Raw genomic sequence first — 15491 nt, forward strand, 5'->3', positions numbered from 1 at the left:
ATTGTACAAAAAAAGACCCTGTAGAGTAGTCTTTTTTTAAGTGTCTACTCTACAGGGTACATATTATTGTGGTTTTAGGCTCTTTTTTCGTTTCGTACGCCTGAGGTGTCTTCGTAATGATTACAATTGATACTATACCGAAGATTTATGAGGAAAGTATGCAGACACAAAGAAGTCATGAATTCAAGTGAACCTCTTGATTCACCCTCGTCTGCATAAATTTTTCATAATTATTTTCTATACTAATTGCATGAGGGGAGGAGAACGTATCGGGATGAATAAGATTTCAAAAAAACTGGCTGCTTACTTTATTGTTTCTTTCCTCGTACTAGAAACAGTATTGATGATGTATTTACACCAAAATATCATTCATACACGGGTCGATGAAGAATATTCCCGCTTGTTAGCTAGTGGTTCGAACCACCGAAATGTTCTAATAGACCATTTTTCAGATGAAACGATCACCCACATTCTTTTAATGGAGGCTGAAGGGGACAGAGGAGTGATCATTACTGGAAAAAACGGTAAGGTCATCCGGAGTTCAGATGAAAAATTAGAAACCTTGCTACCTTCCTTGTCCTTTCTACAAAATCCAGAGAATCAATATGACCAAGTTGTCATGCCTAATTGGAAAGATTCGCCGTATATTGTAAGTGCACATCCATACAAGGTTGATGAAAATAGATCCGGATATTTATTGATGTTCCAAAGCAGCGAACCAATTGAACGATTAGTAGGGAAATTGAACTTTCACTTCGGTTTGGCAGGGGGAGCCATAATCATTATCCTTTTTGTCATCTATTCAATCCTGTCCAAATTTCTTACCCGACCGTTAATTCGTATGAAAGAAGCGACGGAGAAATTAAGTGAAGGAAAATTCAATGTTAGCCTTCCAGTAGGTGGTAATGATGAACTCGGTGAATTATCAGTCGCCATTCGGAAGTTGGCAACTGATCTGGAAAGGATGAAAAAGGAGCGAAATGAGTTTCTTGCATCCATTTCCCATGAACTAAGTACTCCACTAACTTATTTAATAGGATACTTAAAAGTGGCGATGAGAAACGAACTGACTGATGAAGAAAGGAATCGCTATCTATCGATTATTGCAGAAGAATCCAATCGCATGAAAGATCTCATGAAAAACTTAATGGACTTGGCAAAAATGGATGAAATGTCGTTCACAGTTTCAAAGTTGAAATTCCCAGCCCAACAATTTATTGAAGATATTTATAGGCTTGTCGTTCCTTCTTTTGATTTGAAAGATGTAAAGCTTCATTTGGTCTGTCAACAGGATTTTCAAGTCGATGCAGATCCGGTGCGACTGGAACAAATCGTACTGAATTTGTTGGATAATGCTTTAAAGTATTCAGAGGAAAATACAACGGTGAGGTTAGAAATAGCCAAAGAAAAACAACGAACTGTTATATCTGTTAAGGATGAAGGAATTGGAATTCCAGCAGAACAAATCGATCGGATTTTTGAAAAACTTTTTAGAGTTGAAAAATCTCGTTCGAGAACTTTTGGCGGATCGGGTCTTGGACTTGCAATTGTAAAGGAATTGGTAGAAGCGCATGGAGGAACGATAGAAGTGAAAAGTGAGTCGGGAAAAGGGAGCACATTCACGATAACGATCTAAATCGGTAAGGAGTTGAACGTATGCGAACAATTTTGCTTGTTGACGACGAGCATAGGATGCTGGATTTGTTGGAGTTGTTTTTGGAACCTCGTGGGTTTAAATGTATAAAAGCGGATAACGGAAAAAAAGGAATGGATATTGTAAAGAAAGAAAAGGTCAGTCTTGTTTTATTAGATGTGATGATGCCCGATCTGGATGGTTGGCAAGTGTGTAAGAAAATACGCGAATTTTCGACCATCCCGGTAATCATGCTAACTGCAAGGTCAGACAAGTCGGACCTTGTAAAAGGACTCGAATTTGGAGCGGATGATTACATCACGAAGCCATTTGATGAGAGGGAGCTTGTGGCAAGGGTGAACGCATTGCTGCGCCGTACTGCAGATGATGAAGCAGATCCTAGCAATGTCATATATGGCGACTTTCTTTTGAATCGAGATTCTTATTCATTACATTACCAAAACGTAGAAGTGCAACTGACCTTGAAAGAATTTTACATTATTGAGGCGTTAATTTCGCATCCGAAAAGGACATTTACGCGGGAACAGCTTTTGCGTACAGCATGGGATTATAATACTTTTACGGATATCCGAACAGTGGACTCGCATATCCGTAATTTAAGGGAAAAATTGAAAACCGCGGGATTCCCTATTCATGATTTTCTGTTAACGGTGTGGGGAATCGGATATAAGTGGAACTAAAGGAGATAAAATTGATGATGAAAACAGCGCTATGATATTTTCATAACAAAAGACGAAATTGGGAAATGCTCGCTGAAAGTGGAGAGTTACGAAAATAACAGTTTGGATGGTGTTTCATAAATGTATGGATTTCTGTCGAAAATCAGTCAAACAATTACAGAACCGGTTACGGGTCTCATTAATGCATTCGCAGATGATCCACTCATCGTTGCTTTGCTATTAGGAGTAGTTGGCGCTGTTGCACCTTGTCAATTGACAGGGAATATGAGCGCCATCACTCTATATGGCAATCGTACAATTCAATTGAAGACGGATTGGCTCGAAATCATTTCTTTCTTGATGGGAAAGGTTGTCATTTTCAGCGCTTTTGGTCTTTTAGCATGGGGGTTTGGTCAAACATTTGAAACAAAAATGACGGAGTATTTTCCTCTATTCCGTAAAGCGATTGGTCCGCTCATTGTGTTTACTGGACTCGTCTTGCTCGGTATTTTGAAACTGAAATTCTTCCAACGCATGACTATGCATATACCTGTGCGAATGCGTGAAGGGAAAGTTAGCTCCTTTCTTCTAGGTGCAAGTTTTTCACTTGCCTTTTGCCCGACGATGTTTGTTCTATTTTTCGTTTGGCTCATGCCACTCGTTTCGACAACCTCCTATGGTCTTGTACTCCCCGCCGTTTTCGGAATCGCAACATCCTTCCCTCTCATTGTTCTATTTCTTATTATATGGTTTTTTGAAAAAGACCACCGGATCATGAGAAAAAGCATGAAAATCGGCAGGGGCATTCAACGGTTTGCAGGTTTGCTACTCGTGTTGATTGGTCTGATTGATACGATTACTTATTGGGGGATTTAAATTATTTGAATCTAAGGCTTCCATTATCAATGGAACGAAGAAGTCAATACTGTTCAATCGTTAACAAACCCATTTGGCACGGTTCTTTGCGAGCAATGTGGATGACCTCTGACGGAAGAGGCGAAAACAGCAAGATTATCGACATGCGTTATGAAGAATTGACAAGAAGATCACAATCATATATGTGAACGATATTTGGTGAAATATGTTATTTCTTTTCGAGTGTGAAGGTAGGCATTATTATCATTGTTGCTGCTCTTGCAGCTTCAGCAATCGATTGAAAGAGTTGCGAAGACATATATAAACAGGATGGTTGCTAAATCAGAGTTTTAATAAATGTGCATTAATGGCTACGATCACAGTACTTAGAGACATTAAGATGGCGCCGACTGCCGGGCTCAGTACAATTCCAAACTTATAGAGCTCCAGCAGCCAATGGGATGGCAAGAATATTATAGCCATTCATAATACTTGAGAAAATAGAGAGAGAACGGTTAATCATGAGCGTAATCGGCAGTAGTTTTTATTTTTTCCTATTGCTCGTTTTTGTTTATATGCTAGCGAATCTTGGACCTGGACCACCGGAAAATGATACATTCATGGCTTTTATAGGGTTACTATTTGCAACGTTTGTTTCCTTCGTTGCAATTGTTACATGCTTTTGCATAACGGGCTTATCAAAAAAGCAATACAAGAATTAAAGAGTACGGAAAAAACAGAGCCCTTCATGCCCCGCGTTGGAGTCATGAAGGGCTCTCATACTTTATTAGCAACACCCTTTACCTGGGCATCCCATCAATTATGCAAAATCTGTGCAATAATTATGACGATTTTCATTCATACCTTTCACGTGCATATATTTTTCATATTTTCTTGTTACACTAAAAAAGTAAAATACGAGATGAAAGGGGAAATAATGGATGGGAATCAAGATAAAGATCGCAGCAGTAGCAATCAGTTTATTGGTTATTGGCGGTTGTAGCACTAACAATTCGCAGCCTGCCGAGGAAAAGGATCATGACATTGGAGAAATGGACCATTCCACGATGAGTGATATGATGGAGGGGCATATGAGCCACGATGAGGTGACGAGTTTAAACGACTCGACAGGAGAGAATGAATTGAAAATCCCTTCGATGCTTGAACGGGAAGATGAGAACAGTATCGTGTACACAGTTCGGGCACAAAAAGGAAAGACCGAAATATTCGATGGGACTGAAACAGAAACGTATGGATACAACGGGTCGTTTTTAGGACCGATGCTCCGTTTCGAGAAAGGCGACAAAGTTAAAATTAGAACGATAAATGAGCTGGAGGAAGCGACAACTTTTCACTGGCACGGGCTAGAAGTAGCTGCGGACGTGGACGGCGGACCGCATGATGCGTTAAAACCGGGAGAAGAAAAAGTGATTGAATTTGAAGTGACACAAGAAGCGTCAACATTATGGTTCCATCCCCATCCAAAGGGGAAAACCGCTGAACAGGTCTACAATGGACTTGCAGGTTTGATTTATATCGAGGATGAAAATTCAAAAAGCCTTGGTTTGCCAACGGATTATGGGAAAAATGATATTCCTTTGATTTTTCAAGATCGAACATTTGATGATAAGAAACAATTGAATTATAGTGCTGCAAAAAATGAAGACGGGACAATTGGCGATACGTTATTGATCAATGGGACGTTGAACCCCAAGTTGACTGTAAATAAGGAGAAAGTACGTCTCCGTTTATTAAATGGATCGAATGCGAGGAATTATACATTTAAACTGAATACAGGGGACTCTTTTGTTCAAATCGCAACGGATGGCGGTTACTTGAATGAACCGGTTAATTTAAAAGAAGTTACGTTGACACCTTCTGAGAGGGCAGAAATTGTTGTTGATTTTTCACAGCTCAATACAGAAAATGACTTGGCGTTAATAAATGAAGAAGGATCTATCCTTTTACCATTTGAGGTTTCTGATCAAAGCGGAGCGATTAGCAGAATTCCGGGTGAAATGAATGATTTTTCATTGACAGAAGAAGAGATGAAATTGCCAGTCACAAAGAAAGTAGAACTTTTTGGGATGATGGACATGGTAACGATAAATGGAAAGAAATTTGATCCTGAAAGAATTGATCTCACACAACAGCAAGGGGTCACTGAAGTATGGGAAATTTACAATAAGCCGGACATGATGGGCGGAATGATCCATCCATTCCACATTCACGGAGCACAGTTTAAAATAATCTCCAGGGATGGAGAAGAGCCACCGGAAAATGAACGAGGATGGAAGGACAGTATCTCCATCAAACCAGATGAGCGAGTAAAAATAGCTATACAATTTAAGCATAAGGGCGTGTATATGTTCCATTGTCATATTTTAGAACATGAAGACAACGGCATGATGGGACAAGTAAAAGTAGAATAAATTTCAATTAAAATGCATTTGAAAGTCTGTAACAGCCAGTGTGTATTCGTTCACATTGGCTGTTTTAAAATTTTTGAAACATTTTTTGTATTTCTTTTCCCCTTATTTACTTCAAACACTTTCAACGATGTCAATTCTCGGGTAAACTTAAAATAGACTGATGATTTCAAAGGGGAAGGGGATGGGAATGACATGTCAATACATACAATGAAAACAGTGACATTTGACAAGGCGGATACCGTTCAATGGAGAGAAGCGGCAGCCAAAACGTTAAAGGGAAAGCCTTTTGAAACGCTGTTGACAAAGACGATAGAGGGCATCGAACTGCATCCGCTTTATACGCTAGAGGATCTTGAATCCCGCGCACAAAAACATCGGGGAATCAGCAATGAGACGGGATGGATCGTTGCCCAGCAAACGTTTGCGCAAGATGGTCAACAATTTATCGAAGAAGTGAAGGATTCCCTAATGCGTGGCAATGAAGCGATCTTATATGATGGTACACAGCAACTTGATTGGGACCAGTCATCGCTGGAGGAACTGGCACAGCTGATGGTATCCTATCCATTTTTTATTCGCAACACAACAAAACAGGATCCAATTTTGAATGCGTTTTCATTAATCCCAGAAGCGATGCGTCCGACGGTGAAAGGGATGATCTTTGTTCCCGACTGGATCATTCCGGACGGCTTCTTGCAGGTTCGGACGATTGGTGCGGATAGTGGGTATGCTCATCACAAAGGGGCAGATGCTGTTACAGAGCTTGCCTTAACGCTTGTACAAGCCGCCCAGTATGCTGAAGGCAAGGAGAACTTTTCCGATTTCGCAAATGATTTCTTTGTTCATTTTGCGGTGGATACGCATTTTTTCATGGAAATTGCCAAGTTCCGCGCATTTCGCATTCTATGGCAAGCATTCGGAACGGCCTATGGCATGAGGCAAACACCGAATATCCCGATACTTGCGACGACATCCCTACGCTCCTATTCGAAGTTGGATCCTTATGTCAACTTATTGCGTGCAGGCAACGAAGCTTTTTCGGCGGTTCTGGGGGGGGCCGACGTCATCACGGTACATCCCCATGATGTATTGACGGGGCCGACAGATGCTTCCATCCGATTTGCGCGCAATCTTCAGCTTGTCATTAAAGAGGAAACCCATGTCGATAAAGTGCTGGATCCTTCAGGCGGTTCTTATTTTATCGAAACGATCACATCCAAGCTTGTCGAAAATGCATGGGCAATGTTTATAGAAATCGAGGCGGATGGCGGTTATGAAGCCTTTATGAACAGCTCACGTCTCGAAGACCTTCTGAAACAACGGCGTTCGGACGTGGCAAAAGGGAAGAAGTCATTGATTGGAACGAATGTGTATGCAGATTTGACAGCCACAGAGTTAACAAATGGGGATGTGGCTCTTACGGGAGGGCGGCTTGCCGAGCCATTCGAAAAGATCCGATCAAAATTTGAAGAAGAACAGCCTAGAACGGTATTAGTGACGTTTGGCAGATTGAAAGACTTTAAACCCCGCGCTGATTTCGTAGGAGGGTTTTTGGCGATCGGAGGCATCCGTTCCGAATTGAGTCCAGCTTTTCAAGAAGCACAAGACGCAATCGATTGGCTCCAGCAGGAAAGGCCGGACTATGCAATTGTTTGTGCTTCACCGACGGAGATGGAATCCATAATTCCGCAATTATTGGGGAAACTTCCCGATTCGGTCATTTTGGAGGCGGCAGGGAAATATGATACGGAGCTAGCCCAACAATGGCTTGATTTAGGTTTACATGGCTTTCTATTCGTTGGTCAAGACAAAGTAGAAAAGCTGTTTGACATCTATAGCCAATGGAAAGGGGATGGTCAAGATGAATAAACCCGATTTCAGTAAAGTAGACTTGCAACAAATTACAGCCAATTTGACAGAAACAAAGCCGGTTGACCATAAACCGTTTCTCACTAACGAAGGCATCAAAGTGAAAAACTACTATGTAGAAAAAGATATTGAAAACATAGAACACGTGCATGATTATCCTGGAATTGCGCCGAATACGAGAGGCCCTTATCCAACAATGTATGTCGCAAGACCTTGGACAGTGAGACAATACGCCGGCTTTTCGACAGCGGAAGAAAGTAATGCATTCTATAGACGTAACTTGGCGATGGGGCAAAAAGGCCTTTCCGTCGCATTCGATTTAGCGACGCACCGTGGATATGACTCCGACCATCCGAGGGTGACGGGGGATGTCGGGAAAGCGGGCGTCGCCATCGATTCAGTCGAAGATATGAAAATATTATTCGATGGCATTCCACTCGACCAGATGTCGGTGTCAATGACGATGAATGGCGCGGTATTGCCAATCATGGCTTTTTATATTGTGGCGGCAGAAGAGCAGGGGGTGTCACCGGACCAACTTGCCGGTACGATTCAGAATGATATTTTGAAAGAATATATGGTGCGGAACACGTATATTTTTCCTCCTGAAATGTCAATGAAAATCATTGCGGATATTTTTGAATACACATCCAAGAATATGCCGAAGTTCAACTCGATCTCCATTTCCGGCTATCATATGCAGGAAGCGGGGGCAACCGCGGATATTGAACTTGCCTACACCCTTGCGGATGGACTTGAATATGTCCGTACGGGATTGAAAGCGGGCATTGATATCGATTCCTTCGCACCGCGCTTATCCTTTTTTTGGGCAATCGGCATGAATTACTTTATGGAAATTGCCAAAATGCGTGCTGCGCGCAAAATTTGGGCGCAAATGATGAAAACATTTGAACCAAAAAATCCGAAATCACTCGCTTTGCGGACCCATTCACAAACATCAGGCTGGAGCTTGACTGAGCAAGACCCCTTCAACAATGTGACGCGCACGCTGATTGAAGCGAATGCAGCGGCAATGGGGCATACGCAATCGCTCCATACGAATGCGCTGGACGAAGCGATCGCCTTACCGACAGATTTCTCTGCACGCATCGCCAGAAATACGCAGCTGTTCTTGCAGGAAGAAACGTTGATGACGAAAGTGATCGATCCATGGGGCGGTTCCTATTATGTCGAGCGATTGACCGACGAGTTGATGGAAAAGGCATGGACGTTGATCGAAGAAATCGAAGATCTTGGTGGGATGGCGAAAGCGATTGAGACGGGATTGCCAAAAATGAAAATTGAAGAAGCGGCCGCTAAACGTCAAGCGCAAATCGATTCGCGTGCCGAAACGATTATCGGCGTCAATCAATACCGATTGGAGACAGAAGATCCAATCGATATTTTGGACATTGACAATACGCTTGTTCGACAAAAGCAGATCGACCGTATCAATGAGATGAAGGCAAAGCGCAATGAAGCCGAAGTAAGACAGCTTTTAGCAAAGTTGACGGAAGTGGCGCGGAGTGGCGAGGACAATCTTCTTTCCTGTGCGGTCGATGCGGCACGTGCACGCGCGACAATCGGTGAAATTTCAGATGCGATTGAAAGCATATCGGGCAGACATAAGGCGGTGATCCGTTCGGTGAGTGGTGTGTATAGTTCAAATTTCTCGAATGCAGAAGAGATTGAAGAAGTAAAATTGATGGCCGAAGATTTTTTGCACAACGAAGGGCGACGGCCGCGTATCCTCATTGCCAAAATGGGGCAAGACGGCCACGATCGCGGGGCAAAAGTCATCGCATCTTCTTTTGCCGATCTCGGTTTCGATGTGGATATTGGACCATTGTTCCAAACACCGGAAGAGACGGCTTTGCAAGCAGCTGAGAACGATGTGCACGTCATCGGCGTCAGTTCACTTGCGGCGGGACATAAAACACTTGTCCCTGCACTACGGGAAGAATTATCCAAAATCGGCCGCGATGATATTCTCATTGTTGTCGGAGGGGTGATCCCGGCACAGGACTATGCCTTCTTACGCGAAAATGGCGCTGTCGCTATCTTCGGTCCTGGAACAGTCATTCCAGTCGCTGCGCAAAAAGTGATTGAAGAAATTTACAGCAAGCTTGGCTACAAGGAAGTGGCGGAGTGAAAGAATATAACCGTTTAGACGACGACAGTGCGCTGCACGTGATGGCCGGCATCGCTTCATCACATGACGGCATGTCCGCCGCCAGACGGAAGCGCTTTGTGAAAAAAGAACGATTCGTTTCGGTGGAGGAATTGACGGAGAAGATTTTACGAGGGTCCCGTCTCCATTTGGCAAAAGGGATAACCCTGCTTGAAAGCATTACTTCGCAAGATAAAGAAGCAGGACAACAATTATTGCTCAATGTACTGCCTAAAACGGGAAACAGTATTCGCATTGGTATTACAGGCGTGCCTGGAGCAGGAAAAAGTACTTTTATTGAGGCGTTTGGCTTGATGCTCGCCAATGCAGGCCATAAAGTAGCAGTTCTTGCGATCGATCCGAGTTCTACCGTTACTGGCGGGAGCATCCTAGGTGACAAAACCCGGATGGAAGAACTGGCAAGGCATCCAAATGCTTTCATTCGGCCTTCACCTTCTGCGGGGACGCTTGGAGGCGTTCATAAAAAATCGCGGGAAACGATGCTGCTTTGTGAAGCCGCTGGATATGATGTGATCTTGATTGAAACGGTCGGCGTCGGGCAAAGTGAAACCGTCGTCCGCGGCATGGTCGATTATTTCATGTTACTCGTCTTGACCGGTGCGGGGGATGAATTGCAGGGGATGAAAAAAGGGATCATGGAGCTGGCAGACGGGATCGTCGTTCATAAGGCGGATGGGGACAACTTGAGACTTGCCAAAAAGACGGTTAAGGAATATCGTCAGCTACTGCACTTCCTGCAACCCGCATCACCTGGATGGACGTCGACAGCCTTACCAGTTTCATCGCTCCAACAGACCGGACTTGACGAAGTGTGGAAAACGATTTTGACGTTCAAAGAAACAATGGAAAGGACTGGTCATTGGGAAGGGCGGCGGCAATCCCAAACAAAAGATTGGTTCCGCTCCATGATCAATGATCGGCTTATTGATGCATTTTTTGCAGAGCCAGGAAAGAAAGAAGCCGTCGCGGAACTCGAAAAGGGCTTGCTTGAAGGAACACTCACAGTTACGCATGCGGTAGACCGGTTGTTTAACTAATTGGCATTCCATAAAACGGACTCCACAATTGTTTAGGAAGTCCGTTTTTTCAGTTAGCAAACTGACAACAGATCGAGAGGGATAGATAAATGTCTCATTTAAAGCAAGAAAAAATCATTCAAAGATTAGAGAACCATTTGCGGATGACTTCAAGACAGTTGATAAAAATGGATACGGAAGAGGAAGCGATCCAATTTTTAATCGACTCCTTCAAATCGAAATTTTACTGTGATTTTGTTGGAGTTGTTTTGGAAGAGCAAGAACAATTTATACTGAAAACACGGACAGGTCATATGGACAATGTGAAAAAAATCTTTCCTTTGTCGATTCAAAAATGCTCGCCTTTATTATTAATCCAAAGTTTACATAATAATGAAACTGAAAAACTCGAAGACTGCGAAATGACCGAAAAATTAAAAGCATCGGGCGTTAAAACTTGGTTTACGGTGCCTTTAATGGATGATGTGAAAGGTTTGGGCTATTGCATCATTGGTTTTTTCACCTATGTTCCTTTACTTGAAATGGACCGAATCTTCGATGAGTTTGGAAAGGACGTGGCGGTCGCCATTTCTTTAGCTAGGCGAAAAGATCAGCAATCTAAAAAGATCGAAGGTATCGAATGGATTAGTCGAAACTTATCCATTGACCGGACGCTGGAAGGGAATATTAGTGAATTTACTTCAAGGGCTGCAAAAGGGACAAATGCAGCATCTGCCTGCATCTATCTATACAATGAAAAGGACAGTTGTTTCGAATTGCAGAAGCCCGTTTTCGGTGCAAAGGCATATGTGCCAAAAGTCTACTTGAATCATAATAATGCACTGATCGAGTACTTTTCCTATCTTGAGCAAGCGGGAGGGCGGCAATTGACCATCCCGATTGTTATAGATTTGAAGACAATCGGGGTATTGCATATTGAAGATAAAAATTCAGGACTTTTATTTTCAGAAGATGATGTCAACTTGTTGAAATTGTTGAGCGAACATATTGCAGTTTTGTTGAAAAATGCTCAATTGTACAATGCGGAGAAAGATCATCGGGAACGTTTACAGCTTCTCCTCGATTACCAACAGGCACTTGTAAAAGAAACGGTTGTCCACGATGATTTTCATGGTGTCACCGAGATGCTTAGTGAAATGTATGCGTGTTCGGTCATATTATTAGATCGTTTTTTTCGGCCGCTCTCCTACAAATTAGAGGAAAGTGATCATGAAATGATTGAAAGATTCATGGTGGAAGCAGAACAAAATCGAATTGCGACAAGGATTTTTAAAGTGTTCGAAGAAGAGGAACGTCCTTTTTCCGTGTGGCCGGTCAATGGCGTGAATGCATTGCTAGGCTATTTAGCGTTGCGTATTGATGAAGCGCAGATTGATGAGTTTGATCGTTTGACGGTGGAATTGGCACGGAATATTTGTTCAATCCAATTTATCAAACAAAAACTTGTTTTAGATGCCAATGAACAAGCGAAAGACACCTTGATGAGTAAGCTATTGGTCGAAACGATTGAGGACGAACAAAGCATTTTACAATATGCGAATCTATTCCAATGGAATATTTATCAACCACATCGTGTTGCAAATTTATCAATCAATTTGAACGAATCTGAAGTGGAAGGCTTGAATTTATTAGAACAGAAATCGAAAAAATCAATCGTATGGGATTATATTACAGACGAAGTTATACTGAGCTGGCAAGGCGTTATGACAGCTACTTTTAATGAACAATATTTGTTCATCGTCCCGGTTAAGGAAATCAACAAACGTCATCAATTTTGGGCAGAATTTTATAAAAAAATTCAGTTGGCCGTTTCAAAAAGTACAATTGATTGTGAAGTATATTTAGGTATCGGTAGTCGAGTAGAAGAATTGAAAAAATACTATAGTAGCTATGAACAATCCCTGCAAGTATTGAATGTCGTGAAAAATCGATTTCAGACAAAGGGGTACGCCCTGTTTGAAGAATTGGGCTCCTATACGCTTTTACATCATTTGCATCATCCGGTTGTCAATATCTTTATGGAAAATCAACTGGGTGCTTTACTCTCATACTCTGAAGAAAAGAATATTGACTTGTTTCATACGTTAAGTGTGTACTTGCGGAATAATGGTAATGCCAAAGGTACGTCCGAAGAACTATTCATCCATCGGAGTTCATTGATTTACCGTTTGGAGAAAATTGAAAGTTTACTTGATGTGGATTTGAATGATTCCGAAACACGCTTTAATCTAATGATGGCGATTAAATTATATGATATGAATCGACAGGCTTATTCATGAGCCTGTTTTTTCATCGTTAAATACGAGGAAAATCCAAAAAGGAATTCCTACATGTTGTACGTATCATTCGAAAAGTGGGAAAATTATAATAAATATATACTTTTATGGAGGGTTACATAAAAGAGGGTCCAAATACCGATTGCTTCAAATAGTTCTTTTTAACTTGATTCAGCAGAAGTCCACTACTTCTATAAGGGGCAATATGAATGCTAGATATGGTTTTAATTCAGTGGAGGTCAAAACCCCGGCTGAACCAAGTTAAAGCCTCCGGCGGATGTCACAGATTTTGAAGGGAGTTAATTGCGCTTATCTAAGTGCCTTAATTTCTGCAAAAAACGCAGAAATTAAGGCAAATCGAACAAGCGAAGGGTTCGATTTGCAATTCAAAATCCCGACGCAATTACACCGAGGCGTAATTGATATGGGAAGAAGGAGCTGGAATGAATGGAAAAAAGAAATGAATTGAGTGTCTATGGATTGCTTGATTATGTCAGTGCTCAATTACCTGATGCTGAAGCCATTTATGACTACAATACTCCTCGAAAAACGTATCAGTCGTTAAAAAACGATGTGGATGCCTACGCTGATCGATTAGCGGCTAAGGGAATTGGTAAAGGCGATCGAATTGCGGTTTCCTTGCCGAACTGGTACGAAACAGCAGTTTTACTATTTGCAGCAGGGAAAGTCGGAGCGATCACAGTTCCGTTCAATCCAGGGTACAAATCACATGAAATCAATTATATTTTAAGAAAGTCAACACCGAAAGCGCTGTTCATTACAGAAAAATTTAAAGATAGTATGTCTTACGAGGAAGCGCTTGCACTCGTTCCGACAATCGTGAGTGTAAAATTTCGTGAAGAGCGCATTGATGCACTTGAGGATTGGTTGTGTGAAGATGTACCGAAAATAGGGAAGGTGGAAATCGATCCGAAGGAAGATATCTATCTCATTTTATATACATCGGGAACGACAGGCGAACCAAAAGGGGTCATGCTGACTCACCAAGCTTGTGTCATGTCAGGGAATGCGGGCGCGGACATACTTCAGTGTTCAGGAGATGATGTCCTCCTTGTCACTGCGCCTTTGTTCCATATTTTCGGAATTGCAGTGAACTTGTTTTTGGCTGTTGCATCAGGTGCACGAATGGTGTTTTTGGAAAAATATAATCCTGAACACGTCTTTCAAATAACCGAGAAAGAAAAAGTGACGATTAAACAAGCCGTCCCGACAATGTACCTAAAGGAACTTGAATTTGAGGACTTTGACAAGTATGACCTTTCTTCTTTGCGAACGGGTATTGTCGCAGCCGCACCCATCTCACCGGATAAAGTCAAAGCTATTCGAGAGAAGTTCAATATTAATCTTCTTCAAGCGTTCGGAACATCGGAAACGGCAACTACGACAATAGGCGCTTTGGACGATTCGGAAGAGAAAATTCTCTCAACACTGGGTAGACCAGTTAAGGGTGTGGAATTAAAAATTGTCAACGCGAATCGGGTTGAAGTCCCTGCAGGAACAATAGGGGAAATCGCCATTCGGGGCGTTGCGAATATGAAAGGGTATTATCAGATGCCCGAACAAACGGCTCAAGTCATGGACCACGAAGGATGGTATTATTCCGGGGATTTAGGGAAAGTCGATGACGAAGGTTTTCTTTATTTTGTCGGACGTCAAAAAGAAGTGGTCATTCGTGGCGGATTCAATATTTATCCGCAGGAGATTGAAAACTTGATCATGCAACATCCCGCAATAGATACTGCGATCATCATTGGTTTGCCGGATGAAGTATTAGGAGAAACCGTGTGCGCTGTCATTAGATGTCTTCCGGGTGAAAAATGTACAGAACAAGAGATTTCAGACTTTTTAAAACCGAAAATTGCGACCTATAAATTGCCGAATCGAGTTCTTTTTATAGATGAATTCCCATTGACGGCAAGCGGCAAAATCCAGAAGGTCAAAATGAAAGAATTGATTTTGAAAGAAGCGAATAGTCTTGTGTGAACTTGTTGCACCGAGATGAGAGAGTATGTAGAAAATTGGAGGAGATTGTATGGCTACAAAATATTCATTCAAAGTGAGATGGGGAGACACCGATCCAGCAGCAATTGTCTTTTTCCCTAATTTTTATAGATGGATGGATGAAGCGACACATGAGTTTTTAACAGAATTAGGGCTTCCTACCTCCGAATTAATAGAAAAAGAAAAAATCGGGGCACCACTATTGGAATCCAATTGTAAGTTTAAAACGCCGCTTGTGTTTGATGATGAAGCTTTCGTCATAACGGAAGTAGCTGAAATCCACAATAAGGTGTTCAAATTGTCCCATACATTTTACAGGGGAGAGACATTCATCGCTGAAGGATTCACGTTACGCGCTTGGACTTCCTTCAATGGAAAACCGAAAGCGATCACGATTCCACAAGAGATTCGTGAAAAGTTGAAAGCGCATCAGAAAGCCGATTTAGTTGCACAAACGAATTAAGATTGAAGGCAAGATAATGGGGTTACCATTGAA

At 42.1% G+C, this 15491-nt stretch carries 10 protein-coding genes and 1 pseudogene; 10 read left to right on the forward strand and 1 reads right to left on the reverse strand.

The features are described from left to right. Nucleotides 1-274 precede the first annotated feature (274 nt). The 3 genes from ACFPRA_RS00005 (at nt 275) to ACFPRA_RS00015 (ending at nt 3189) form a co-directional block, all read left to right on the forward strand. On the forward strand, nt 275-1636 hold the full coding sequence (locus ACFPRA_RS00005) for a sensor histidine kinase (protein WP_381429175.1): 1362 nt from the start codon (nt 275-277) through the stop codon (nt 1634-1636). 20 nt (nt 1637-1656) lie between these two features. Then, nucleotides 1657-2334, forward strand: a complete 678-nt coding sequence (locus ACFPRA_RS00010; RefSeq protein ID WP_381429177.1) for a response regulator transcription factor — start codon at nt 1657-1659, stop codon at nt 2332-2334. A 120-nt stretch (nt 2335-2454) separates the two neighbouring features. Then, on the forward strand, nt 2455-3189 hold the full coding sequence (locus ACFPRA_RS00015; protein ID WP_381429179.1) for an urease accessory protein UreH domain-containing protein: 735 nt from the start codon (nt 2455-2457) through the stop codon (nt 3187-3189). Between the two features lie 321 nt (nt 3190-3510). Here ACFPRA_RS00015 and ACFPRA_RS00020 read toward each other — a convergent pair. Beyond that, nucleotides 3511-3649 (reverse strand): annotated as a pseudogene (locus ACFPRA_RS00020) (copper-transporting ATPase); the annotation flags it as partial. A 460-nt stretch (nt 3650-4109) separates the two neighbouring features. On the opposite strand from ACFPRA_RS00020, the gene ACFPRA_RS00025 reads away from it, so the two are divergent. From ACFPRA_RS00025 to ACFPRA_RS00055, 7 genes are all read left to right on the forward strand, one after another. Beyond that, nucleotides 4110-5600, forward strand: a complete 1491-nt coding sequence (locus tag ACFPRA_RS00025) for a multicopper oxidase family protein (RefSeq protein WP_381429181.1) — start codon at nt 4110-4112, stop codon at nt 5598-5600. 192 nt (nt 5601-5792) lie between these two features. After that, nucleotides 5793-7469 carry a methylmalonyl-CoA mutase family protein gene (locus ACFPRA_RS00030; RefSeq protein WP_381429183.1) on the forward strand — a complete coding sequence of 559 codons (1677 nt, stop codon included), beginning with the start codon at nt 5793-5795 and terminating at the stop codon, nt 7467-7469. After that, entirely contained in the window at nt 7462-9621 is a 2160-nt protein-coding gene (gene scpA, locus ACFPRA_RS00035) for a methylmalonyl-CoA mutase (RefSeq protein ID WP_381429185.1), read from the forward strand. Before ACFPRA_RS00030 ends, scpA begins: the two co-directional genes overlap by 8 nt. A gap of 41 nt (nt 9622-9662) precedes the next feature. After that, the gene (gene meaB / locus ACFPRA_RS00040) at nt 9663-10697 is read left to right on the forward strand and encodes a methylmalonyl Co-A mutase-associated GTPase MeaB (RefSeq protein WP_239391487.1); all 1035 of its coding nucleotides are present in this window, start codon (nt 9663-9665) and stop codon (nt 10695-10697) included. An 89-nt stretch (nt 10698-10786) separates the two neighbouring features. After that, on the forward strand, nt 10787-12976 hold the full coding sequence (locus ACFPRA_RS00045; RefSeq protein WP_381429187.1) for a helix-turn-helix domain-containing protein: 2190 nt from the start codon (nt 10787-10789) through the stop codon (nt 12974-12976). 444 nt (nt 12977-13420) lie between these two features. Then, nucleotides 13421-14977 carry a class I adenylate-forming enzyme family protein gene (locus ACFPRA_RS00050; protein ID WP_381429189.1) on the forward strand — a complete coding sequence of 519 codons (1557 nt, stop codon included), beginning with the start codon at nt 13421-13423 and terminating at the stop codon, nt 14975-14977. Between the two features lie 49 nt (nt 14978-15026). Continuing rightward, a complete protein-coding gene (locus ACFPRA_RS00055) occupies nt 15027-15458 on the forward strand; it encodes an acyl-CoA thioesterase (protein WP_381429191.1) in 432 nt (143 codons plus the stop codon). The last annotated feature ends 33 nt before the right edge of the window (nt 15459-15491 follow it).

The sequence above is a fragment of the Sporosarcina soli genome (genome assembly GCF_042655805.1).
Classification (GTDB): domain Bacteria; phylum Bacillota; class Bacilli; order Bacillales_A; family Planococcaceae; genus Sporosarcina; species Sporosarcina soli.